Genomic DNA, 23,108 nt, shown 5'->3' with positions numbered 1-23,108 from the left:
TGGGGCGTCGCGTCAGCCGGCGGTGTCAGGTCCGGAAGACGCGGCGAGGTGGCCCCGCGTCGGGTGTGGACAGACGGCCCCGTCGACCTCGCGCCATCGTCGTGAAACCAGGCATGGCGATTGGTGCACCTGGATGGCGCGGTGAGGACGGTAGAACCGTCCTCACCGCTCCGGGTCCCCCCGTGGAGAAGGTACGGTGGGGCCGGTACAACCGCCGCACAACTCAGGCATAGATCATCTACTCGCCCGCGTCATCCGGGTGCTGTACGCGTGGCGGCACATGGCAGCGCCCACATGCGAGGTGCCTGGTTGCGTTTCGAAATCCTTGGCCCGTTCCGGGTGTACCGCGGCGACCGGCCGGTTCCACTGGGCTCGGTGAAGCAGCGTCTCCTGCTGGCGACCCTGCTGCTGCGCCCCAATGAGGTCGTCGGCACCGACGAGTTGGCCGCGATGCTGTGGGGTGACGAAGAGCCGGCGTCGGCCGCCGCGAACCTGCGTACCTATGTGCGCGGTTTGCGGCGCTCGCTGGGCGATGGGGCGACCTGGGATGGGATAACCGCAGCGGCCGGCGGCTACCTGCTGCGGGTGGGCCCAGGCGAACGGGACCTGGACCTGTTCGACGCCGCGGCGGCGCGGGGCCGCGAGGCGCTCGCCGTTTCCGATCTGGACCGGGCCGAGGCCGAACTCTCCGCCGCGGTGCGCCTGTGGCGTGGCGCACCGCTGTCCGACCTGCCGCTGCGCTCGACGCTGGCTCGGCGGGTGGCGCAGTTGGAGGAGCGCCGGCTGCTCGTCGAGGAGGACTACGCCGAGGCGGTGCTGGCCCTCGGTGCGTCGGCCGACGTCGTGCACCGGTTGCGCGGCCTGCTCGACCGGCACCCGCTGCGGCAGCGGGCGTGGGGCCAGCTGATGGTGGGCCTGTACCGCATCGGAGACGTGGCCGGCGCACTGGATGCCTTCCGTCAGGCGCGACAGACGCTGGCGGAGGAGACTGGCCTCGATCCCGCACCCGAGCTCGTCGCGCTGTACGACGACATCCTGCATCACCGCCCGGGACTGGCGGTGCAACCGCCGACGGGGCCGGACCGGCCGGTGCCGGACACGGCAGTAGGACCGCTGCCTCAGCGCCCCGAGCAACTGCCGCGTGCGGTGCCGGAGTTCGTCGGACGCAGCGTCGAGCTGGCGGGCCTCGACGCGCTTCTGCACGGCGGGGCTGAGGGGCGGCCGAGCGTGGCCGTCTCTGTGGTGTCCGGCATGGCCGGAGTCGGCAAGACGGCCCTGGCGTTGCACTGGGCCCATCGGGTTGCCGACCGTTTCCCCGACGGCCAGCTCTATCTGAACCTTCGCGGCTACGACGAAGCCGGCGTGGTGTCCCCGCCCGACGCCCTGTCCGTCTTCCTCGAGGCGCTCGGCGTGCCCCACGCCCGGATACCCTCCGGCATGGAGGCCCGGACCGGTCTCTACCGTAGCCTGCTGGCCTCCCGGCGGATGCTCCTGGTGCTCGACAACGCCCGCGACTCCGCCCAGGTGCGCGCCCTGCTGCCCGGTGCGGGCCGCTGCATGGTCGTGGTCACCAGCCGTGACCGGCTCGGCGGCCTGATCGCCGCCGAGTGTGCCGTGCCGTTGACACTGGACGTGCTCACGGCGGAGGAGTCGAGGAGCCTGCTCGCCAGACGTCTCGGGGTCAGCCGGCTCGCGTCCGAGTCGGTGGCGGTTGCCGACATCATCGAGGCCGCGGGCCGGCTTCCGCTGGCACTGTCGATAGTGGCGGCGCGCGTCGCGACCCATCCCACGTTCCCGCTCAGCGCGATCGCCGCCGAACTGCACTCGTCCGAGGCGAGGCTGGACGCGTTGGCCGACGGCGACGTCCGGCGCGTCTTCTCGTGGTCGTTCCTGGCCCTGGGGGCGGACGCGGCTCGGCTGTTCACCCTGCTGGGGCTGCATCCGGGCCCGGACCTGACCACCGCCGCGGCCTCGGCGCTCGCCGGTGTGTCGGCCACCGCCGTTACGCCGATCCTGCGGGAACTGACCCGGCTTCACCTGCTGGCGGAAATTGCGCCCGGCCGGTTCGCCTTCCACGATCTTCTGCGCGCCTACGCGGCCGAGCTCGCACAGTCGTCGGAGCGCGGCGACGAACACGTCGCAGCCCGACAGCGCCTGTACGACCACTACCTGCACGCCGCGTATCCGGCCGCCCTGCTGCTCCAGCCGCAGTGGCCCCCGATCGAGCCGGTGCCTCCGCTGCCCGTACCCGCCAGGCGGCCGGTGACCGATCACGACGGCGCCCTCGCCTGGTTCACGGCGGAGCATCGGGTGCTGGTGCGGTTGGTCCGACAGGCCGCCGAGAGCGGCTTCGAAAGGTACGCCTGGCAGATCGCGTGGGCGCTGAACACCTTCGTGGCGCCGCGTGGCCTCTGGCAGGACCAGCTCGCCATCCAGGAGGTCGCGCTGGGGGCCGCGGAGAAGATCGGCGACCTTGCCGGTCAGGCCGTCGCCAACCGGCTGGTCTCCCGAGCGCTGACCCGACTGGGCGACCACACCACGGCCGAATACCGGCTCAAGCGCGCGCTTGAGCTGCACGAACGTCTCGGCGACCCGATCGGCCAGGCCCAGACGCTGCACAACTACTGCGAACTCTGCTACCTGGACGGCCGGCTCGACGAAGCGCTCGCACACGGTCGCGAGGCGCTGCGGCTCTACCGGCTGGTCGGCAATCACGCGGGCGAAGCCCGGACGCTCAACGCGATCGGTTGGCTGCTCGCCACCACCGGCGATTATGTCCAGGCCATCGCCAGCTGCACCGAGGCCCTCGACCAGCAACGACGGAGCGACGACCGCAACGGTCAGGCCGCGACGCTGGACAGCCTCGGCTTCGCCTACGACCGCCTCGGTGAACGCGACCGCGCGGCCAACTGCTACGAGCAGGCGATCAAACTCTTTCGCGACTCCGCGGACCGGTATCACGAGGCGGAGACCCTCATCCGACTCGGGGACACCCGGGAGGGGATGGGCGACAGCGACGCTGCCGCCGCCGCTTGGCGCCTGGCCGCGCGGATTTACGAGGACGCGGGCGACCCCGCGGCCGAGGAGGTTCGCCGCCGCCTCGAACGTCTGGTTGCGTCCTAGCCAGCCCGAGGGTCAGGCGACGTTGTGGGGGCGGAACTGGACGCTCACCCGGGGGCCTACGGGGCGGGTGGTCTTGGGGATGGCGTGCTCCCAGGTGCGTTGGCAGGAGCCGCCCATCACGATCAGGTCGCCGTGGCCCACCGGGAAGCGCAGGCTCTCGCCGCCACCGCGTGGGCGTAGCAGCAGTGGTCGGGGTGCTCCGAAGGAGACGATCGCGACGACCGTGTCGGTGTGCGCCGAGCGGCCGATGGTGTCGCCGTGCCAGGCCACGCTGTCGCGCCCGGACCGGTAGAGGCACATGCCGGCGGTGACGAAGGGTTCGCCCAACTCGGGCGCATAGTGCTCGGTGAGCGCGGCCCGCGCGGCGGTGAGCACGGGGTGAGGGAGTTGCCTCGCGCGGTCGTACCAGCAGAGCAGGCGGGGCACGTCGACCTCGGCGTCATACATGGTGCGCCGCTCGGCACGCCAGGGCACCTCGGTGAGCAGGGTGTCGAGGACCGTGTCGGAGCCGCGCACCCAGCCGGGGAGGTGGTCGACCCAGGCGCCCCGGCTGAGCTGGTGCCGGCGGATCTGGCCGGGCAGCGGCCCCAGGGTCGGCCCGGCGTCGGCCAGGTCGAGCATCGACGGCTGGTAGGCGGCCTGCGTCATGCAGCCACCCTAGCAGCACTTTCGTACACCCGTGCTAGCTGTGAAGCCGCGCCGGATCGTGCTCGATCTCGGACGCGTCGCCTGCGGCCCGCGAGCCTGGCCCGGCTGCGGTTAGCCGCGGACGGCGGCGGCGCGTACGGCGTCGAACACCGCGTCCACCACCCGCGCCCGGCCCTGCCCGTCGACGGTGGACCAGCCGCGCGCGGCGAGGGTAGCGCGCCGCTGCGGCGAGCTGAGCAGCCCGTGCAGGGTCCGCGCCGCCGTCGCGCGGGCGGCTCGTCCGGCGACGCCACCGGCGGTCAGCTCCGGCAGCTCGCCGAGGCCGGCGGCCAGGCCGTGCCGCACCACCCGGGTGTACGACTCACGTTGGTTGTCGACCACGCAGACCAGTGCGCTGGGTGCGCCGAGGCAGCAGAGTTCCCAGGTTGACGTGCCGGCGGCGCTGACCACCAGGTCGGCTTCGGTGATCAGTGCCGGCAGTGAGGTGGTGGGCGGGACCGGTCGGATGATCTGCCCCCGGCCGGGGGTGACGTCGTCGACCTCGGCCTCGATATCGGGTCGTCCGACGATGACAGTGAGGTCCATCGGATGACCGGTGGCCACCAGCACCCGGGTCAGGACCGGGGCCGCGCCGACCGCGTCGGTGCCGCCGAAGAAGGCCAGCACCCGGGGGCGGCTGACCGCCGTGGCCGGCGGGGCGACCGGCGGGCGGGCGCTGATCACTGTGTCGCGCACCAGGGCGTACCCGCTTCCGGCGAGCAACCGGCCGGGTAGCCCCGCCCCGACTCCGAACCCCGCCAGCTCCGGCGCCGCGTCCAGGCCGGGCAGGTCGGCGCCGAAGTTCTGGTCGAGGTAGAGGTCCGCGACCTGGCCCCGGCTGTCGCCGTCGATGATGGCGAGGGTGTACACACCGGCGGCGCGCAGGGCGCCGGCCCCGGCCGGGTCCAGTTCGTAGGAGTCCAGGACCAGGACGTCCAGTTCGTGTCGGCGGGCCACCTCGACCAGTTCGGCAGCGGAGTCCGGGCCGGGGAGCAGCGGGATGCCCCGCGCGGCCAGGTCGGCGGTGGCCCAGTCGAGCCGTTCGACGGTGCCGAACACTGTGACGTGGGCGCCCCGGGCGAGGAACTCCTCGGCGAGCGCCAGGCAGCGGACGAGGTGGCCGACGCCGCGCCGTGGCCCGGCGTCGCAGCGCAACCCGACCCTCAGGGTGCTCAGGACTCCTCCAGGTGCTTCTGTCGGACGTCGGCGTTGAGCGCGCGCAGCCGGGGTTGACCGTCGAGCCAGTCGGCGAGTTTGGCCAGCGGCACGCTGACGTCACCGAAGTGGTCGATGATCGCGCTGACCAACGCCCAGTCCTGCTCGGTGTCGAGGGTCAGCCGCAGCGCGGAGCGGTCCGGGGTGAGCGTCACCCCGAGCACCCGGAACAACTCGGGGTGGGTGTACGCGTACGAGGTGACGTGCACCCGGTGGTGGTCGGTGGCGAGCCGGCCCAGGGTGCGCAGCGTCTCCGCTCGGATGATCTCCACGTCCAGCCCCCGGGGCAGGGTCCGGGCGATCGACGTGCTGGCGTAGTCCAGCCCGGGGACGGCGCGGTACACCGAGGCGACCAGGGTGATGATCTCCGGGTCGAGCAGTGGGCAGTCGGCGGTGAACCGCATGACGGCGTCCCCGGGGTGCGCCGCGAGGGCGCCCACGAATCGGTCCAGCACGTCGTCGACCGGCCCGCGGTGGCAGGGCACGTCCAGGCGCGCGCACTCGACGGCCACCGCGTCGTCGGCCGTGTCGGTGCTGGTGGCGACCACCAGGTCGGCCAGGACGCCGCTGTCCCGGGCGGCGCGTACGACCCGGCCCAGTACGGAACGTCCGGCGAGCGGGCGGAGCACCTTGCCGGGCAGCCGGGACGAACCCATGCGCGCCTGCACGATGCCGACGATCCGTGGCCCCGCGTCGTCCGTGGCGGCCTCGGGCGGCGGTTCGCCGGTCACTGCTGCTCCTCCTGCCTGGGGGCGAGCACAGCGGTGGCTCGGCGTTTGGCGGCGCGGGCGCCTCGCTTGGCCAGTCGGGCCGGGGTGATGGCGAGCCGGCCCACCCGGTAGCTGATTGATCCGCTGAGCAGGCTGATAGTGGTTTCGGCCCGGCGTAGCGCCCGTTCCCGGGAGGTGAGCAGTTCCTCGGTCCACGCGGTCAGCGCGGCCAACCGGGTGAGTTCCTCGCGTTGGCGCAGCCACGCCTCGCGTAGCTGCTGGTAGCTGTGCCCGCCGACGGGAGGGTCGGTCGGCGCGACGGCGTGCAGCTCGGCGGCGAGGTCGACAGTGCCGCCGGCGTCCAGCCCGTGCAGCGCGGCGGCGATGGCCGCCTCGGCCTCGACCGCCTCGCTGACCGTCGCGCGGTCGAGGTCGTGGCCGGCGAGTCCGCCGAGGACGACGGTCAGGCCCGCGACGTCGAGAGTGGACGACCACGGGTGGGCGTACCCACCGGTGAGCAGGCCCGCCGCGAAGCGCCACAGGCCACGGGCGAGCACCACGTCGGCGGGTAGCGCGGCGGTGGCCCGCCAGCTGGGGTCGAGCACCGCGTACCGCTCGCCGTCGACCACCACGTTGTCGGTGCCGGCCAGCGCCGCCGCGCCGGCGATCCGGCCGTCGGTGTCGGCCTGGTCGGCGAGCCAGCCCGCGTACCCGTGCAGCAGCGCGCGCAGGGTGGCCAGGTCGCGGCGCAGGGCCGCGTCGAGCAGCAGGGTACGCAGCAGCCGGCCGGACGGCACCGGCCCGGACAGCGCGTCCGCGTCCCGGTACGCGGCCTCGCGGCTGGCGAACGGCGCGCCGGCCGGCGTCGTCGCATCGCTGGCGGGGATGAGCCCCCAGCGCCAACCGGACGCGCCGTGCAGCACCTCCAGCACGCCGATCCCCGGGCGACCGGTCTGCACGAGGGCCACCGGCAGGTCCGGGTCGACGGTCGGCGTGGTCGGGTCGGTGGCGTCGGCGGGCCGGTGGGCGAGGGTCAGCCAGGCCGGTGCGAGGTCGGCGGCGCGCCCGGCATGCAGTGCGTCCACCGCCAGCCGGGCCGGGTCCTGGAGCACCGTGGCGTTGGTGAAACCCCCGGCGCAGGCGCCGTGCAGCACCGCGTCGAACAGCCCGGAGCCGGCGTCCCGGTCGAGGTGGTCGGCGTCCAGCAGGGCCGTCGGGGTGTTGACATCGGGGTACGCGGCCCAGCAGGCGGCCGGCCGTAGCCCCGCCGCACCGAGCCGCTCGCGCAGCTGGTCCCGGTTGGCCGGGTGGGCGCGGTCCAGCACGCCGCCGATCGCCCAGGCGGAGTCGTCCCGGCGGGCGTACCAGGGGGTGGTGTCGACCAGTCGGTGCAGGCCCAGTGGGTTGTCCAGGCGCAGCAGCAACGCGCCACCCGGTCGCAGCGCGGCGACGAGTCGGGCCAGCACGCCGTCCCAGCCGAGCCGGGTGCCCTCCACCGACTCCACCGGGTCCAGCCCGGCGGCCGCGATCACCACGTCGTACGTCTCGTCGTCGGGCAGCCCGGCCGGACCGCCCACCACCACGCGGGCGGCCCGGTGCGCCAGCGCCACGGCGTCCGGGTGGCTGCGCAGCAGGCAGGTGACCTCGGCGTGGGTGAGCTGGTCGAGCAGCGCCGGATCGTGTGGACCGGCCAGCAGGACCCGGGCGCCCCGTGGCACCAGCCGGGCGGTCAGCGCGGCGAGCGGCCCACCGTTGGCCAGCCGTTCCTGCGGGAGGTCCGACCAGGCCAGCATCTCGCCGCCCGGCAGGGTGATCCGGTCGGCGGGTGCCGTCTCAGTCGTCACGGTCTTCCTCTTCCTCCTGGAGGTTCGCCCAACCGAGCAGCTCGCGGAGCTCGGCCGGCGTGCAGCGGTGGTCGGTGCCCAGCTCGGCGCGGGCGATCTCGACAGCGGTGGGCAGGTCGACAGTGGTGCCGTGCAGTTGCGGCCACTGTCGCCGGATCCGGGCGGTACCGCCGAAGGTCGGGTCCTCGTTGGACAGGATCATCGGGTCGCCGTAGACGGCCGGCTCGCACCCTGCGGCGATGCCGTAGAAGATCGCGCTGGTCAGCCGGTTGGACGCTACCCGGCGGTGACGGCGCAGCTCGGTGAGCTGCCGGTCGAGGAACTCCGGGTCGGTGTCCTTCCACCAGTGCCCCCGGTATCCGTGGCAGATCACCCGGAACCCGGCGCGCTCGTAGAGCCGGCGCACGTTGCGCATCCGGTACTCGTGCCAGTAGAGGCAGACGGTGACCGGTCCGGGTTCGGTGTCCTGGATGAGGGCGATCAGTTTGCGGTGGTCGCCCTTGACGTGCTGTCCCTCCCAGCCGTGGAACGGGTACCAGATGGTGCCCTCCCGTTCCTCGGCCGGTGGTTCCTCGGGTCGCATGGCCAGCAGGTAGCTGAACGGCGCGCCGATGACGACCACGTTGCGTCGCCCCACCGACCAGGCCCGGCGGCGGGTCTGCTCGGACCAGAGCAGGCTGGGGGTGCGCTCGGCGTACGGGTGGCCGGGGGCCAGGCCGTCACCGATGTTCCAGCCGTGCTGCACGTACCCGTTGATCCGTGGTGGGTGCCGGTCGCCGAGGCCGGCGTACCGGGCCAGCACGTGCGCGTGACCGTAGAAGTGGTTGGCGTGGTGCATCAGGTTCCCATCAGGCGGCGGAACGCACCGAGCCGACCCGCAGCGCGGCGGTCAGCGCGTCGATGACGCGGTCCTGGTCGGCGTCGCTGAGCCCCGGGTAGAGCGGCAACGACAGCTGCTGGGAGTAGAACGACTCGGCCACCGGGCAGGATCCGCGCCGGTACCCCAGGTCGGCGAAGGCCGGGTGCCAGTGCACCGGGATGTAGTTGACCTGGACTCCGATGCCGGCGGCCCGCATCCGGTCGTACACCTCGCGGCGGCGCCCGTCGAGCACCCGGATCGGGTAGAGGTGCCAGGCCGGGTCGGCCCACGACCTGCGGTTGGGCAGCAGCACGCCGTCCAGGTCGGCCAGCGCCTCGTCGTAGCGGGCGACCAGGGCGCTGCGGCGGGCGGTGAACTCGCCGAGCCGACGCAGTTGGCTGCGGCCCAGGGCGCAGAGCACGTCCGGCAGTCGGTAGTTCAACCCGAACTCGTGCACCTCCTGGTGCCAGCCGCCCTCGTCCGGGAAACGCAGGTCGTCGCGGTCGCGGACCACGCCGACGCCACGGAACCGGCGGGCCCGCTTCAGGATCTCCGGGTCCAGCGCCGCGACGGCGCCGCCCTCGGCGGTGGTCAGGTTCTTCGTGGGGAAGAACGAGAACGTGGTCAGGTCGGCGAGCGAGCCCACCGGCCGACCGTGGTACGTCCCGCCGATCGAGTGCGCCGCGTCGGCGAGGAGCAGCGCGTCGGTGCCCTCGACCGTCTTGCGCAGGGCGTCGTAGTCGGCCGGGTGGCCGGCGTAGTCGACAGCGGCGACGACCTTCGTCCGCGAGGTGACAGCGGCGGCGGCCGCCGCCGGGTCGAGGCAGAACGTCTCGTCGTCGACGTCGGCGAACACGATCGTCGCGCCGAGGGCGACGGCGCTGCTGGCGGTCGCCACGAACGTCATCGGCGGTACGACCACCTCGTCGCCCGGTCCCACCCCGGCCGCCGCGTACGCCACGTGCAGCGCGGCGGTGCCGTTGGAGACGGCGGCGACACCGACCCCGCCCGTCCATTGGGCGAGGTCGGCCTCGAAGGCGTCGACCTGCGGACCGGTGGTGAGCCAGTCGCCGCGCAGCACGTCGGCGACGGCGGCGACGTCGTCCTCGCTGATCGACTGTCGGCCGTACGGGAGCATCCCCGTCATCCGTTGATGCCGAGCATGTCGCGCAACTGCTCGACGGTGAGCCACTCGTCGTTGGTGTCCGACTGGTAGGCGAAGCCGTCCGGCACCGGGTCGCAGTCGACCGGTGCCTGGTAGCCCCAGGTCGCGATGGTCGGCTGGACGATGAACCGGCCGTCGGCGCGCAGCGTCCGCCGGCTGTCGTCGGGCGCGATCATCTCCTCGTGCAGCTTCTCGCCCGGCCGGATCCCGATCTCGTGGGTGGTGGCGTCCGGGGCGACGGCCTCGACCAGGTCGAGGATGCGCATGCTCGGGATACGCGGCACGAACAGTTCGCCGCCCTGCATCTGGTCGAACGAGTCCATGACGAACTGCACGGCCTGGTCGAGCGTGATCCAGAAGCGGGTCATCCGCTTGTCGGTGATCGGCAGGCTCTTGCCCTCGGCGGCCAGCCGGCGGAACAGCGGGACGACCGAGCCGCGGCTGCCCACCACGTTGCCGTAGCGCACCACGGCGAACCGGGTGGGGTGCTGGGCGGCGTAGTGGTTGGCCGAGACGAACAGCTTGTCGCCGACCAGTTTCGTCGCTCCGTACAGGTTGATCGGGCTGGACGCCTTGTCCGTGGAGAGCGCGATGACCTTCTTGACGCCGGCCTCGATCGCCGCGTCGACGACGTGCTGCGAGCCGGTGATGTTGGTGGCGATGTACTCCGAGGGGTTGTACTCCGCGGTGTCCACCTGCTTCAGCGCGGCGGCGTGCACCACGTGGTCCACGCCGTGCATGGCCCGGGTGAGACGGTGCCGGTCCCGGATGTCGCCGATGAACCAGCGCAGCCGCGGGTCGTCGCCGAGTTGCTGGCGCAGCTCGTACTGCTTGAGCTCGTCGCGGGAGAACACCACCACGCGGGCGGGGTCGGCCTCGTTGAGGATGTGCCGGAGGAACGTCCTGCCGAAGGAACCAGTTCCCCCGGTGATCAGAATGGACGATCCATTCAACTCACTCAATGTGGTGCTCCCGTGTTCGTGGATGAACGAGCGGCCCTGGGCCGGCCGACCGGGGTGACACGCTAGCCATGGCGGGTTAACTCCCCGGCGCTCGCGGGTGAACCGCAACCTCTGCTCCCGTGAATGCCGGACACCACGCAGGCGAACACTTCCGACCGCCCGGGATGTGGGCTGACCTGGCCGGATCGGGCCGTTACAGTGACCGCGCGAACGACCGGCTGCAGTGCGCGCAGCCGGGTCCCGCGTTCACCCGACATCCACACCAGCTCGGTGCGAGCGGGCCACCCCGGGCGTCACCGACGCGGCCCGGCGAGCCCGTCGGATCGGCGTGGGCCCGGTTCGGCCGGCAATTCTGGAGGCGTTGATGGCACCCGGTAGTGACGTGATCGAACGGCCGGTGACGGTGGCCGAGACGCCGAGCGGCCCGCCCGCCCGGCGTTGGCTGGTGCCGCTGCTGCTGGTCGTCGGTTGGGTGCTCAGCGTGGCCTGGCGGATGTGGTGGTCGCGGCACATCGTGCTGCCGATCGCGCACACCGACGAGGACAGCTACCTGAACACCGCCCGCGCGCTGGCCGGTGGGCCGGGGGGCTTCAGCAGCGAGAACGACCTGCTGCGCCGGGTCGGCTACCCGATGCTGATCTCGCCGGCGTTCCTCGGGGACCGGGACTTCACCGACAGCTACCGGATCGTCCAGCTGATCAACGCGATGGTGAACTCGACGCTCCTGCCGCTGGCGTACCTGTTCGGTCGCCGCCTGTTCCAGCTGCGCCGCTCGTACGCGCTGCTCGGCGCGGTCGCGGCGGCGACCCTGCCGGCCACCGCCTTCTACGCGGGCGTCGCCATGATCGACGCGGTGATGGCGCCGCTCGTGGTTGCCTGGCTGCTCGCCGTGCACCGCTGGATCTCCCGGCCCGGCCCGCTCGCCGCCGCGACCGTCGGCCTGCTGGTCGGCGGCTTCCACCTGCTGCACTCGCGCGGCCTGGTGATCGTGGCGGTGCACGCCGGGCTGGTCCTGCTGCTGTTCGTCCGCCGCCGGATCAGCCCGCCCGTGGTGCTCGCGGCGCTGCTGCCGGTGCTCGCCATGGCGCTGGTCAACGAGGCCGTCATCCGCCACCTCGGCGGCAGGGTCTACCTGCTGGGCAGCACCCCCGGCGGCAGCACGTTCGAGGCGATCGCCTCCGCCCAGGGTGTGGTCCGGGTGAGCGCGGCGGTCACCACCCAGCTCTGGTACCTCGTGGTGATCACGTTCGGGCTGGCCGGGGTGGCCTGGGCCGGTGCCGTGCGCGAACTGTGGCGTCCACGACACGGCGACGCGGCCCGCTGGACGATGGGCGTGGCGCTGGTGGTGACCGTCGGGGTGGCCGGCGGCGCGTCGGTGATCCTGTCCGGCATCACCGGCAAGCCGCTGGACGCGATCTACGGCCGCTACGTGCAGATGCTGGCGCCGTTCTGGCTGCTGGTCGGGCTGGGGGTGCTGTTCACCGCCGGGTGGCAGGTGGTGCTGCGCCGGGCGGCCGTCGCGGTGGCGCTGCTGGTCGGCGGCGGCGCGTTGGTCGCCGCCCGACTCGCGTACGTGGCCAGCCAGGGCCACCGTCTGCGCTACGGCGGTTTCAGCGCGCCGGACCTGGTGGCGTTGACCGGGGGCTGGCGGGAGATGCGACCGGTGGTCGGGTCGCTGATCGGCATCGCCGGCTGTGTGCTGCTCGTCGCCGCGGTCCGGGTGCCCCGCCTGCGGCTGCCGATCATCGGCGCCCTCGTGGTGGTCAACCTCGTCACCATGCAGGTGATCGACAAGCACATCGTGCGGCCCACCGCCGAGAGCACCGCGCCGACGCCCCGGGTGGCCGACGTCGGCGTACGCCAGGGCGAGCGGGTGTGGGCGTCGACCGGCGTGCACTACGTCCTGCGGTTCAACCTCAGCCACCAGGTGACCTGGACCGACGTCCGGTGGTTCGGCGTCGGGCAGCCGCCGGCCGCGGCGCAGGTGGTGTTCGCCCGCTGGGCGCCGGGGCAGGCCGACGACTGGAACGGCACGGCGTACGGCTTCGTCCGGCTCGGCGGCAACCCGGAGCAGCACTGGGCGGCCTGGCGGCGGGCCTGACCTGACACGCCCCGGTGGGCACCGCTATTCGTGAACGGCGGATGTCCACCGGGAGCACTGTCGGTTAATGATTCCCGTCCATTGCGGAAAACTGTCCGACAATCAGCGCTGACGGCGGTCTTCCCGAGCCAGGGAAATCGGGATGACGGTGATTTCCCGACCGTCGGACAACTCCTGTCGTGGAGTCCCCTCGACGAATCGGAAACGCCGGTTCATCTGGCGTACCACGGTATTGTGGCCGAGCACCTCGCCGTCGAGTCGGTCCAGGTGCAGCCCGTCGAACGCGTACTCGACGGCCTCCCGCATGACCCCCAGCCAGGCGGGCAGCGTCTCGCACCGCGCGGCCAGCCCGTCGGCGTCCAGATAGAAGCCCCAGGCGCCGGTGCGGGGGCCGTCCAACCGCAGGTCGAAGAAGGTGACCACCCCGCAGGGCAGGTCTTCGCGGACGTACACCAGCACCCTCCGGGACGGGTCGTCGCGGACCGCCGACCACCACCGGGAGTGCTCCTCTGCGGTGATCTCGTGGCTGGTCTTGCTGACCTGTCGATTGGTTTCCTGATTACGCCAGGACAACATCAGATGAACGTCGTCCGTCGTCGCTTCGCGCAGCACGTGCGTCTCGCTTTCCTTGCCGTTCACGTCGGGCTACGGCACCTTACCCGGGCCCACCGGGAAATCAGATATGCATTCGTTGGGTTGTAGACTGCGGCGTATGAACGAATTGAGTCGCGCGCAGATCCGCGACCTCATGGCTCAGGTGCTGAAGAACCAGGACAAGGAGCTGCCCGCGGACGACGCGGCGCAGTTGCGGGAGATCGGCTTCCGGTCGCTCGACTTCTCCGAGCTGGCCCTGCGGGTGGAGGACGAGACGGGGGAGGAGCTCAACTTCGACGCCCCCGGGCTGCGTCGCATCGCCACCGTCGGGGATGTCCTCGACTTCCTCGTCGAGCTTCAACACCAGTGACCGTCGCGACGTCGCGCCACCCCGCTCCCGCGCACCCGGAGCCGGCCGGTGTCGACAACCGGCTCGTCGTCGGTGGCGCCGCGCTGACCTGGCGCTCGCTGCCGACGCCGACCCTGCCCGATCCGGCGGCGGTGCTCGCCCACTCCGCCGTGCATGCGCTCACCGCGGCGCGGCAGCACGCCGTGCACGGCACCGAGCTGCTGCTCAGCACCGCCAGCCGGGTCGACGAGGCGATGCGCGCCGAGCTGCTGGAGGCGGGGTTCACCGTCGGCGTCCTCGACGACGACGGCGTGCACCCGAGCGCACCGGCCCGGTCGCGTGCCGCCGAGCCCGGCCGGCTCTGGCTGCTGACCTCGGGCTCCACCGGGCGTCCGAAGCGGGTCGGGCACACCCTCGACACGCTGACCACAGTGCGGGCCGACCAGCCCGACCGGACCTGGCTCTGCCCGTACGCCCCCGGCACGTACGCCTGGTGGCAGGTGGTCACGCTGTCGCTGACCCAGCCCGGTCAGCACCTGGTGGTGGTCGGGCCCGACGAGTTGGACGACTGGCCGTCGGTCGCGGCCGCGCATGGGGTCGACGCGGCCTCCGGCACCCCGACCTTCTGGCGCCGCACCCTCTACCGGGACGCCGAGGCGTTGGCCCGGGTGCCGCTGCGCCAGATCACCCTCGGCGGAGAGCCGGTGGACCAGGCGATCCTGGACCAGCTGAGGGAGGTCTTCCCGGCGGCCCGGATCTCCTGGATCTACGCGTCCTCCGAGGTGGGAGCGTCCATTGTGGTGCACGACGGGCGGGCCGGGTTCCCGGTCGACTGGCTGGACCGGGTAACCCCGGGCCGGCCGACGCTCTCCGTCCGCGACGACGAGCTGGTGGTCACCTCCCCGTACCACGGGGCCGGTCTCGCCGGCCCGATCCGCACCGGGGACCGGGTGCAGGTGCTCGACGGTCGGGTGCTGATCACCGGCCGACTCGACTCCGACGAGATCAACGTCGGTGGCAGCAAGGTCTCCGCCGGTGTGGTCCGCGGCGTGCTGGCCGCGCATCCGGCGGTGGCCTGGGCCCGGGTGACCGGCCGCCGCGCCCCGGTGCTCGGGCGGATGGTGGTAGCCGAGGTCGTCCTCGCCCCCGCCGACCCGGCCTCCACCGACACCGGTGTGCCGGACGAGGCAGCGCTGGTCCGCTGGTGCGCCGACCAGCTTCCCGAGCACGCGGTGCCGCGCCGCATTCGCGTCCTGACCGACATTCCCGTCAAGGAGACCCTGAAGAGCGATGTCTGAGCCCGCCGACACCCAGCTCGTTCCGCCCAGCTCCGTGGTCCTCGTCTCCGGCGGGTCGCGCGGCCTGGGCCTGGCCATCGTCACCGACCTGCTCGACGCGGGTGTACGGGTGGCCGCGTTCGCCCGCACCGTCACCCCGGAGTTGGAGAAGCTCGCCGCCGAGCACCCCGACCGGGTGCACGTCGGCTCGGTGGACGTCACCGACCTACGCGCCGCGCAGAGCTTCATCCGTGAGGTGGAGCAGCGCCTCGGCCCGATCGACGGCATCGTCAACAACGCCGCCGTGGGGCAGGACTCCCTGCACGCGCACACCGCCAATGAGGACATCGCCCGGATCATCGAGACCAACCTGACGGCCCCGCTCCAGCTGACCCGGCTGGTGATCCGCCGGATGCTCGCCAAGGGGCTGCGCGGGCGGATCGTCAACATCACCTCGATCTGCGGGCAGCGCGGATTCCCGGGCCTCGTCGCGTACTCGGCCACCAAGGGTGGCATGGACGCCGCCACCCGTTCGCTCGCCCGCGAACTGGGCGGCCGGATGCTTGTCAACTCGGTCGCGCCCGGCTTCTTCGCCTCGGAGATGTCCGCCGTGCTCGGTCCGACCCAGCTCGACCAGATCGTGCGCCGCACCCCGACCGGTCACCTGACCGAGCCGGTGGAGGTCACCCCGGTGGTGCGGATGCTGCTGCGGGATCACACCAACATCAACGGCCAGGTCATCGTGGTGGACGGTGCCGCCGCCATCTGACCTGCGGCCGGTTTCCCTCCCGGTGCGACCAGCGCGGCACGGCGGGACCGCCGTGCCGCGTCCGGTGCCGGGGTTGCTCGCCGCCGCCGAGCAGCACCTGCGCATCGGGTCACCGGCCGCGATGGCCGACGCGGTGACCCGCAGCCACCTCGACGACGGACGGTGCGTCGGCTGGTACGGCCCACCGGCGCCCGGTTGGCGGGTGGCCATCGACGCGGAGCGCGCCGACGCTGCGGTGCCCCCGGCGTTGGCCCGCCGCTTCGGCCCGGGTGACTTCTGGGCCCGGTGGACCCGGGCCGAGTGCTGCTGCAAGCTGGCCGACGTGCCGATCGCGACCTGGTGGCGCTGGCACGGGTTGGGCACTCCGGTGGACGGCACCGCGCTCTGGCGGACCCTGCGCACGGCCGATCTGGTGGTCACCGTCGGCTTCGCCCCGACCCTCCCGCCCCGCGATCTTGCACTTGCTGACGCCGAATCGCGGCTTTCGCGCCTTGAGTCGGGACAGTAACTGCACGATCGCGGGGCGGGTGCCCGTCAGATCAGGTCCCAGCTCAGCGGGGTACCGCGGGGGACGTCGCTGGTGAAGGTGCGGCCCAACACCCGGTCGATCTCCACGGGGGCCAGCCCGCCGGCCGGCCGGATCGAGCGGACGTTGTTCGCGGTCACCGGGTCGCCGGCCCGCACGTCCTCGACCACGAAGAGCGACCGGCGGAACCGCAGCCCCTCCCGCTCGGCGGGGGTCGGGCCGATCGCGGTGCCCCCCAGCGCCGCGTACGCCCGGCCGGACTCGGCGACCAGGGCCGTCAGCTCCGCCGGGTTCAGGGAGAAGTCCGAGTCCACGCCACCGTCGGCCCGGTCCAGCGTCACGTGCTTCTCGATGAAGCAGGCGCCGAGCGCCACCGAGGCGACCGCGACGCCGATGCCGGGCGTGTGGTCGGAGAGCCCCACCGGCACGTCGAACGCACCGGCCAGCACCGGCAACCGGCGCAGGTTGCTGTCGGCCGGCGGCGCCGGGTAGGACGCGGTGCAGGCCAGCAGGACGATGCCCGCCGCGCCACCGGCCCGGGCGGTGCGCACGGCGGCGTCGATCTCGGCGACCGTCGCCATCCCCGTGGAGATCACCATCGGCTTGCCGGTGCTGGCCACCAGCCGGATCAGCGGCAGGTCGACAAGCTCAGACGAGGCGATCTTGTACGCGGGCGCGTCCAGTGACTCCAGCAGCTCCACGGCAGTGGCGTCGAACGGCGACGAGAAGACGGTCAGGCCGCGCTCGCGGGCCCGCGCGAAGATCGGGGCGTGCCACTCGTACGGGGTGTGCGCGCGCTCGTAGAGGCGGTACAGGTTCTCCCCGCCCCACAGCTCGTGCCCGCTGGAGATCCGGAACGCCGGGGTGTCGACGTCGATGGTGATCGTGTCCGGCCGGTACGTCTGGAGCTTGAGCGCGTGCGCGCCACTCTCGGCCACCGCGTCGACGATGGCCAGCGCCCGGTTCAGATCGCCGTTGTGGTTGCCGGACATCTCGGCGACCACGAAGGGTCGCTCCCCGGCACCGACCGCGTGCGGTCCGATCTTGATTGTCGCCGTCATTCCGACCTCTGCTCAGGTACGCCCGCACCGGGGTGCGGTGGTGCTGTCGTCGTCCACCCGGCGGGCGGACGACCTGGAAAACCGGGGCGCCGGGAGCCGCCCCGGCTCCCGGCGTGCTCTGTGATGGGGTCGATCACGGCAGCCGGCCACCGGCCAGCGCGTCGCGTCGTTCCGGCGCCATCCCGCCGTCGCGCGTCGGCGCGGTGCCCGCCGCTCGGCCCGGGTCCTCGTCGGCGGCGGCCGAACCGCTGTCGGCGCCGACCGCCGGGCCAGGCCGACGCAGGCGACCAGCGACCCGGTGGGCCTGGCGCAGCGCCGAGTACGCCAACCAGTCACCCCGCCCGACGAGGCGGTGCTTGAGCCCGGTCACGCCCGGGGGCAGCGGGTACCCGCCGGTGGGCAGGTACCGACGGTAGTGCGCGGCTGCCCGGTGGAAGAAGTCGCGCCGCAGGTGTGGGTGCAGCCGGCCATCGTTGCCCACCACCACCAGGTAGTGGCTGATCATCAGCTCGAACAGTTCGGCCTGCAACCGCTCGTCCGGGTGCTTCCGGGCGACCCAGTCCATCAGCCGCTCGTACTGGGCGAAGGCGTCGAAGTGCCGGCCGCTGCGGGTGGAGGTGATCGCGCCCTGCCGGCCCTGGCGGTACAGGTAACAGACCCGGTCCAGCACGGAGACCTTCTCGGCGCCGATCAGCAGCGGGTGGCTGAACGGGATGTCCTCGTACCAGCCGGGGAAGAAACGCAGCTCCAGCTCGTCCATGAAGTCCCGGCGGACCACCTTGTTCCAGGCGGTGTGCTGGACCCGTAGCAGCTGCGGCTGGTCGGCCAGCCGGGTCACGCCGGGAATTCCGCGCAGCAGCGGGCTGCTCGCGTCGACCTCCCGTCGGCCGTCCTCGTGCACCCGCAGGTGGTCGAGCATCAGCACGTCGGGCTGGTGCTGGCGCAACCGGTCCAGCACCGCCGCGATCGTGCCCGGCGGCAACCAGTCGTCGCTGTCGACGAACCAGACGTACCGGCCGGTGGCCACGTCGAGCCCGGCGTTGCGGGCCAACCCCAGACCCACGTTGCTGCTCAGGTGCACGACGCGGACGCCGTCGCGGCCGACCGCGTAGGAGCGGAGCATGTCGCCGCAGCCGTCCGGGGAGGCGTCGTCGACGGCGATCAGCTCGACCGCTTCCGACTCGCCCGCCGGGATGTCGGCCCGGATCGACTCGAGGCACTGGTACAGGTACGCCTCGACGCCGTACACGGGCACGACGATGCTCAACAGCGGTGCGTGCGTCGGCTCATTGACCACGTCCGCCACCTTCGACGACCCGGGTGGCCGGCCCCGGAACCTGACGTTGCCGCCGATGGTGGAATCTCTGAACTCCCGCCCAGCGGAAGGTGAACGCCCTCCGGTGGGCGATCCCCGGTCCGGGGAACGCGGGCCTGGTGGGGCGGGTGGGACGCGTCCGGTTCACCCGGGAGTGACCCGGTAGGGTGCCTCGGTGCGGCCCTGCCGGGCCGTCGCGGGCGTCGCCGTCGCGCCGTCCGACGCCGCGCCGAGGAGGCTACGACAGTGCTGGTGACCCTGCCGAGCGCCGGGATCCCGGCATGACGAGCGTCGCCGCGACGTCGGACGTCCGGCCCGCACCCGCGCTGCCCCGGCTGCCCTCGCTGACCGGGCTGCGCTGGATCGCCGCCCTGCTGGTCTTCGGCTTCCACGCCGGCACGATGCGGATCATCGCCGAGCCGGACTACAAGGCCGTGATCGACGCGCTGTTCACCCTCGGCCTCTCCGGGGTGCAGTTCTTCTTCATCCTCAGCGGTTTCGTGCTGGTCTGGTCGGCCCGCGAGGGCGACTCCCGGCGTACCTTCTGGCGGCGCCGGATCGCCAAGATCTACCCCAACCACCTGGTGCTGTGGGCGGCGACGCTGGTGGTCGCCTGGTGGTTCGCCGACCCGGTCCTACCGGCGGCCGCACTGGAGAATCTGCTGCTGTTGCAGGCGTGGGATCCCCGGCCGGGCTGGTTCTACAGCATCAACACCGTCAGCTGGTCGCTCTCCTGCGAGTTCTTCTTCTACCTCTGTCTGCCGCTGGCGCTGCCGTTGCTGCGCCGGGCCCGACCGAAGCTGCTCTGGGCGTTGATCGTCGCGCTGCCGCTGCTGATCCTCGCGCTCTGGCCGGCGCAGGAGTTGGTGCCGGAGGTGAGTCGGTGGTGGTTCACCCAGATCTTCCCGCCGGTGCGGTCGCTGGAGTTCTGGTTGGGCGCGGTGGCGGCCGAGTTGATGCGCCGAGGGCTGTGGCGCGGTCCCGGTCTGACCGTGGCCAGCGGAATCTTCCTGGTCACCTGGGTGACGGCCGCGCAGTGGATCCGTGCCGAGCTGTGGACCACGCTGCTCGCTGTCGCGTACCTGTTGGTGATCACCGCCGCCGCGGACGCGGACGTGCGGGGTCGGCGCTCGCCGTGGCGGTCCCGGCCGCTGGTCTGGCTCGGTGAGGTCTCGTTCGCCTTCTACCTGGTGCACGTGCTGGTGATGACGAGCGTGCTGCGCTGGAGCGGAACCTGGGGGATCGGCTTCGAGGGTTGGCGTGGCCCGGCCGTGGTGCTCGGCTTCCTGGTGGCGAACCTGATCCTCGCCGGCCTGCTGCACCGCTTCGTCGAGACCCCGATGATGCGCCGGCTCGCGCCCCGCCGCGCGGCCCGTCCGGCGCCCGTCCCCCGACAGCGCACCGCCGGCGGCGACGACGCCCGAGACCCCGTGAGCAGCGCCCGCGGCGAGGCCGGCGGGGCTGCCGACGAGGTCGGTCAGGCCGGCGGTCGATCAACGTACGTCGACCTGCGCTGACAGCGTCCACCCTGGTCAGCGGGGTCGGCGCGGCGTGATCCGACACGCCCGTGGCCAGTGCGCCCGGGTCGGCACGACGGTAGCCTGGTGCCGTGCTTCCGGTCGCGTTCACCTGTCCGCTGTGGTGGGTGGCGCGCTGGGCGACGCGGGTGCTGACCAGCCTCGCCGTCGTCGCGGCCCTGGCGCTCGGCGCAGGCCCGGCCACGGCCGCCGGATCAACGCCCAGCCCGGTGCCGACGTCGAATGCGGTGCTGGCCTCCGTCGCCGCCGGGCCGCTGGCGGCCTCCTGCCGGCAGGTCGGGGCGCACGGTGCGGCGCGCCAGGCGATACCGCCGGAGGCCGCCGAGGAGTCGGTCCCGACATCGTCGGTCGACACGCCGGTGGCGCTCCCCGGCGACCAGGGCACCATCGCGGCCCGCGTGCTGCCGGTCCGCGCGGCCGGGTCCGACCGGCTGCCCCTCGTCGACGCTGCGAGCGGTCGGGCTTCCCGGGCCCCACCCGGGCGCTGAGCCACCGGGACGACCGTCCCGTCACCGCGCCCCGTCGACCCACCGCTCCCTGACCCGCCGACCCGTGGCCCACACTGGCCCGCTGGTCGATGCGGCTCCCCATCGCACTGCTCTCTCCCCGAGGTGCCGACCATGGAGACCGTCGTCTTCTACCAGTTCGTGACCGAGGTGCCGCAGGCCGCCGCCATCTGGTCGACGCTGTTCCTGCTGACCCTGGGCCTCCTCACCGTCCTGGCCGCCCGCCCCGAACGGGAGCGGCCCGCTGACGATCCGCCCCCGGCCGGGCCGACCGTCCGGGAGATGGCCGCCGCCGAGGCCGTCGACGTGCGCCGGTACGCCGAGGAGGTGGCCGTCGCCGCGGCGGGCGCGGCCACCACCGCCCGGCGCCGACGCGCCGCCTGGCTGACCGCTCAGGAGCAATTGGAGCGGGCCTGGACCGGGTACGACGAGGCGGACACCGCAGCGCGTCGCTTCGCCGGGGCCGGGGTGTTGCCCACCCCGCAGACCCCGCACACCCCCGCCGAGTACGCCGCCCGGGAACGCTATCTGCACCGCGCGGCGATGGCGGCGTACTGGCGGGGCGACCTGACCATGGCCCAGCTCAGCGACGTGTTCGGGCACCGGCGTGGCTGGGATCCCCGGCGACACCCTGTCGAGCAGGAGGTGCTGATCAGCCGGGTGGTCCGGGACGCGCGGCTGGCCGACTACCAGGTGGCCGCCGGCCGTGAGCGGGCCGCCTGGCGCGACGCGGAGTTGGCCGCCGAGTCGGCCCGTACCCTCGCCGAGGAGGCGTACGCGGCGGCGGCCCGGCTGCGTCCGACCCCGGTGCCCGCTCGCCGGTCGGTGGCCGATGCGATACGACCCGCCGTCGTGGCACGGTGGCGCCCGGCCCGGGTGAGTTGAGCCCGATCCGTGATGTGAGGCCGGTCACCCAATAGCGGAATCGGACGGTCGGCGCGATCGGCGGCATTGTTCCCGCGATTATGGTCGCCTTCTTCGCGGCCTGTCCGGTTGTCGACCGCAGGCGTCACCGTAACCGGTTGTCCCATCGAGTCACATCATCGGCAATACGCGCAGAAATTGTCGCGCCAATTGAGGTTTACGCAGGTGAACCTGGCTTGGCAGGGCGTGAAGCGGCCAGTAGTGTCGTCCCGTCCGGTGCGGTAACCGATCGCAAGACGCGACGCCGCACCGACCCGCTTAATCGTGATCAACGAACCGGGGACCCACCAGTAAGTCCGGGGTGAATCCGCGAGCCACGGCCCGCGGTAGGGCGATCTTCCCGCCCGAATCCGTCAGCTAACCCGGTAGGCGGTGTCGGAAGGAGTCCCATCCTCGTGCAGCACCTTTCCACCCCTCGGTTGTTCCCTCGCCTCCACGGCGCGGCGGTGCACCCGCTCACTCGTCCAGTGACGGTGAGCTGACCCCCGGGTCATCGCCTTTCCCGCCCGGCCGCGCCGGGCGTTCCCCTGAGCGGTTCACCATCCGCGGACCACGATCCGCGCGCTGGCGCCTGCCCGGATACCGGTCCGGCCCCGGTGTGCCGCTCTCCCCCCGATCCGTGGAGGAACCCGTGAAGCACACAGTGAAGCGTCAGCTCCGTCGCCTCGTCACCGAGCGCCCGTACCAGATCGTCGCCGCCTCCGCCGCGGCCCTCGCCATCGCCACCACCACCGGCGCCCTGCTCACCACGGCCGACGACGCCCCGGCCGGCCAGCGCACCGCGACCACTGTCGCCGAGATGCGCAGCGACGTCGCCGCCTCCCGTGGCGAGGCCCGGGACGCGTCCCCCTCGGCCGGAACCGCGCCGACCACTGCCGCCCCGGCCACCAGCACCGCGTCACCCGCCGCAAAGGCCAGCAGCAACCCGGACCTGACCCGGAAGCCGGAGCGGCCGAAGCCGCCCGCGACCAAGGTGCTGGACTACGACTACGAGGCGCAGAACACCTACTACAACTGCGGCCCGGCGGCCACCCGCAACGCGCTCAGCGCCGCCGGCATCGACCGCACCCAGGAGGAGCTCGGCGCCGAGCTGGGCACCACCGAGATGGGCACCAACTCGGCCGAGGACACCACCCGGGTGCTGAACGCCGAGGTGAAGGGCTCCCCGTACCGGACCCGGATGTTCCCCGGCTCGCCCAGCCCGGCACAGATGGACCGGCTCCAGGCCGACGTGGTGAAGGCCATCACCGACGGCCGTGGCGTGGTGGCCAACGTCGTCGGGGACGCCACCGACACCGACGGTGGCTGGCACTCCTACGGCGGCGGGCACTACATCGCCGTCGTGGGCTACAAGGACAACGGTCGCACCGTGCGGATCGCCGACTCGGCGAACCCGGCCGACCCGTCGTACTGGATCACCACGATCGACCTGGCCAACTGGATCACCAGCCGGGGCTACTCCGCCTGACCCGGGCACGCTGACCGCCGCGGGCGCCGTCTCCCACAAGGAGCCGGCGCCCGCGGCCTTTGTCCGCGCGGGCCCGGGTAACGCCATCGACGGCTCTCGTACCGGGCCGTGAACC

General features: G+C 72.7%; 20 protein-coding genes and 1 riboswitch. Of the genes, 10 read left to right on the top strand and 10 right to left on the bottom strand.

The genetic code is table 11. The features are described from left to right. Positions 1-375 precede the first annotated feature (375 nt). Entirely contained in the window at positions 376-3,123 is a 2,748-nt protein-coding gene (locus OH804_RS17855) for a BTAD domain-containing putative transcriptional regulator (protein ID WP_406058231.1), read from the top strand. A gap of 12 nt (positions 3,124-3,135) precedes the next feature. On the opposite strand, the gene OH804_RS17850 is transcribed toward OH804_RS17855, so the two are convergent. The 7 genes from OH804_RS17850 to pseB form a co-directional block, all read right to left on the bottom strand. Next, positions 3,136-3,771, bottom strand: coding sequence for an alpha-ketoglutarate-dependent dioxygenase AlkB (locus OH804_RS17850; RefSeq protein ID WP_196922061.1), 636 nt, complete (start codon positions 3,769-3,771; stop codon positions 3,136-3,138). A 111-nt stretch (positions 3,772-3,882) separates the two neighbouring features. Further along, on the bottom strand, positions 3,883-4,986 hold the full coding sequence (locus OH804_RS17845) for a PseG/SpsG family protein (protein WP_406066578.1): 1,104 nt from the start codon (positions 4,984-4,986) through the stop codon (positions 3,883-3,885). Beyond that, on the bottom strand, positions 4,983-5,756 hold the full coding sequence (locus tag OH804_RS17840; RefSeq protein ID WP_406058229.1) for a cytidylyltransferase domain-containing protein: 774 nt from the start codon (positions 5,754-5,756) through the stop codon (positions 4,983-4,985). The genes OH804_RS17845 and OH804_RS17840 overlap by 4 nt, the downstream gene beginning before the upstream one ends. Continuing rightward, entirely contained in the window at positions 5,753-7,579 is a 1,827-nt protein-coding gene (locus OH804_RS17835) for a class I SAM-dependent methyltransferase (RefSeq protein ID WP_406058227.1), read from the bottom strand. The genes OH804_RS17840 and OH804_RS17835 overlap by 4 nt, the downstream gene beginning before the upstream one ends. Further along, the gene (locus OH804_RS17830; protein ID WP_112585517.1) at positions 7,569-8,417 is read right to left on the bottom strand and encodes a hypothetical protein; all 849 of its coding nucleotides are present in this window, start codon (positions 8,415-8,417) and stop codon (positions 7,569-7,571) included. The genes OH804_RS17835 and OH804_RS17830 overlap by 11 nt, the downstream gene beginning before the upstream one ends. A 10-nt stretch (positions 8,418-8,427) precedes the next feature. Further along, entirely contained in the window at positions 8,428-9,585 is a 1,158-nt protein-coding gene (locus OH804_RS17825) for a DegT/DnrJ/EryC1/StrS family aminotransferase (protein ID WP_406058226.1), read from the bottom strand. Next, on the bottom strand, positions 9,582-10,565 hold the full coding sequence (pseB, locus tag OH804_RS17820; RefSeq protein ID WP_112585521.1) for a UDP-N-acetylglucosamine 4,6-dehydratase (inverting): 984 nt from the start codon (positions 10,563-10,565) through the stop codon (positions 9,582-9,584). The genes OH804_RS17825 and pseB overlap by 4 nt, the downstream gene beginning before the upstream one ends. Positions 10,566-10,929: 364 nt before the next feature. Between pseB and OH804_RS17815 the strand changes: the two genes are divergently transcribed. Further along, positions 10,930-12,666, top strand: a complete 1,737-nt coding sequence (locus OH804_RS17815; RefSeq protein WP_406058224.1) for a hypothetical protein — start codon at positions 10,930-10,932, stop codon at positions 12,664-12,666. A gap of 102 nt (positions 12,667-12,768) precedes the next feature. Here the strand turns inward: OH804_RS17815 and OH804_RS17810 are convergent, their stop codons facing one another. Beyond that, a complete protein-coding gene (locus tag OH804_RS17810; RefSeq protein WP_406058222.1) occupies positions 12,769-13,305 on the bottom strand; it encodes a GNAT family N-acetyltransferase in 537 nt (178 codons plus the stop codon). Positions 13,306-13,378: 73 nt separating this feature from the next. Between OH804_RS17810 and OH804_RS17805 the strand changes: the two genes are divergently transcribed. From OH804_RS17805 to OH804_RS17790, 4 genes are read left to right on the top strand one after another with little or no spacing between them, the layout of a single operon-like run. Continuing rightward, on the top strand, positions 13,379-13,630 hold the full coding sequence (locus OH804_RS17805; RefSeq protein ID WP_091401397.1) for an acyl carrier protein: 252 nt from the start codon (positions 13,379-13,381) through the stop codon (positions 13,628-13,630). Beyond that, entirely contained in the window at positions 13,627-14,907 is a 1,281-nt protein-coding gene (locus OH804_RS17800) for an AMP-binding protein (protein WP_406058220.1), read from the top strand. Before OH804_RS17805 ends, OH804_RS17800 begins: the two co-directional genes overlap by 4 nt. Continuing rightward, positions 14,900-15,655, top strand: a complete 756-nt coding sequence (locus OH804_RS17795) for an SDR family NAD(P)-dependent oxidoreductase (protein ID WP_196922067.1) — start codon at positions 14,900-14,902, stop codon at positions 15,653-15,655. The genes OH804_RS17800 and OH804_RS17795 overlap by 8 nt, the downstream gene beginning before the upstream one ends. Before the next feature lie 52 nt (positions 15,656-15,707). Beyond that, positions 15,708-16,163: a hypothetical protein gene (locus OH804_RS17790; protein ID WP_406058217.1), complete on the top strand. Its 456-nt coding sequence runs from the start codon at positions 15,708-15,710 to the stop codon at positions 16,161-16,163. A gap of 26 nt (positions 16,164-16,189) precedes the next feature. Here OH804_RS17790 and pseI read toward each other — a convergent pair whose 3' ends face one another. Both pseI and OH804_RS17780 read right to left on the bottom strand, forming a co-directional pair. Beyond that, complete coding sequence (pseI, locus tag OH804_RS17785; protein ID WP_196922069.1) at positions 16,190-17,242, bottom strand: pseudaminic acid synthase; 1,053 nt, start codon at positions 17,240-17,242, stop codon at positions 16,190-16,192. Positions 17,243-17,375: 133 nt separating this feature from the next. Beyond that, positions 17,376-18,539, bottom strand: a complete 1,164-nt coding sequence (locus OH804_RS17780) for a glycosyltransferase family 2 protein (RefSeq protein ID WP_406058216.1) — start codon at positions 18,537-18,539, stop codon at positions 17,376-17,378. A gap of 299 nt (positions 18,540-18,838) precedes the next feature. Here OH804_RS17780 and OH804_RS17775 point away from each other — a divergent pair, with 299 nt between their 5' ends. The 4 genes from OH804_RS17775 (at position 18,839) to OH804_RS17760 (ending at position 22,993) form a co-directional block, all read left to right on the top strand. Continuing rightward, positions 18,839-20,074 (top strand): acyltransferase family protein, encoded by a 1,236-nt coding sequence (locus tag OH804_RS17775; protein ID WP_406058213.1) that lies wholly within the window; start codon positions 18,839-18,841, stop codon positions 20,072-20,074. Between the two features lie 92 nt (positions 20,075-20,166). After that, a complete protein-coding gene (locus tag OH804_RS17770) occupies positions 20,167-20,583 on the top strand; it encodes a hypothetical protein (protein WP_406058211.1) in 417 nt (138 codons plus the stop codon). Between the two features lie 132 nt (positions 20,584-20,715). After that, positions 20,716-21,486: a hypothetical protein gene (locus tag OH804_RS17765; protein WP_406058209.1), complete on the top strand. Its 771-nt coding sequence runs from the start codon at positions 20,716-20,718 to the stop codon at positions 21,484-21,486. Between the two features lie 284 nt (positions 21,487-21,770). After that, a riboswitch (cyclic di-AMP (ydaO/yuaA leader) is annotated at positions 21,771-21,912 on the top strand. Positions 21,913-22,144: 232 nt separating this feature from the next. After that, positions 22,145-22,993 carry a C39 family peptidase gene (locus tag OH804_RS17760; RefSeq protein ID WP_406058207.1) on the top strand — a complete coding sequence of 283 codons (849 nt, stop codon included), beginning with the start codon at positions 22,145-22,147 and terminating at the stop codon, positions 22,991-22,993. Positions 22,994-23,108 lie beyond the last annotated feature (115 nt).

Origin of the sequence: Micromonospora sp. NBC_00860 (genome assembly GCF_045207375.1) — a bacterium.
Taxonomy (GTDB): Bacteria; Actinomycetota; Actinomycetes; order Mycobacteriales; family Micromonosporaceae; genus Micromonospora; species Micromonospora vinacea.
This window is presented reverse-complemented; position numbering and strand designations above follow the sequence as displayed.

Coding starts and splice junctions, on each gene's coding strand:
- pseI (WP_196922069.1), bottom strand. CDS start 17,242: ATGACGGCGACAATCAAGATCGGACCGCACGCGGTCGGTGCCGGGGAG.
- OH804_RS17775 (WP_406058213.1), top strand. CDS start 18,839: ATGACGAGCGTCGCCGCGACGTCGGACGTCCGGCCCGCACCCGCGCTG.
- OH804_RS17815 (WP_406058224.1), top strand. CDS start 10,930: ATGGCACCCGGTAGTGACGTGATCGAACGGCCGGTGACGGTGGCCGAG.
- OH804_RS17850 (WP_196922061.1), bottom strand. CDS start 3,771: ATGACGCAGGCCGCCTACCAGCCGTCGATGCTCGACCTGGCCGACGCC.
- OH804_RS17765 (WP_406058209.1), top strand. CDS start 20,716: ATGGAGACCGTCGTCTTCTACCAGTTCGTGACCGAGGTGCCGCAGGCC.
- OH804_RS17825 (WP_406058226.1), bottom strand. CDS start 9,585: ATGACGGGGATGCTCCCGTACGGCCGACAGTCGATCAGCGAGGACGAC.
- OH804_RS17830 (WP_112585517.1), bottom strand. CDS start 8,417: ATGCACCACGCCAACCACTTCTACGGTCACGCGCACGTGCTGGCCCGG.
- OH804_RS17795 (WP_196922067.1), top strand. CDS start 14,900: ATGTCTGAGCCCGCCGACACCCAGCTCGTTCCGCCCAGCTCCGTGGTC.
- OH804_RS17805 (WP_091401397.1), top strand. CDS start 13,379: ATGAACGAATTGAGTCGCGCGCAGATCCGCGACCTCATGGCTCAGGTG.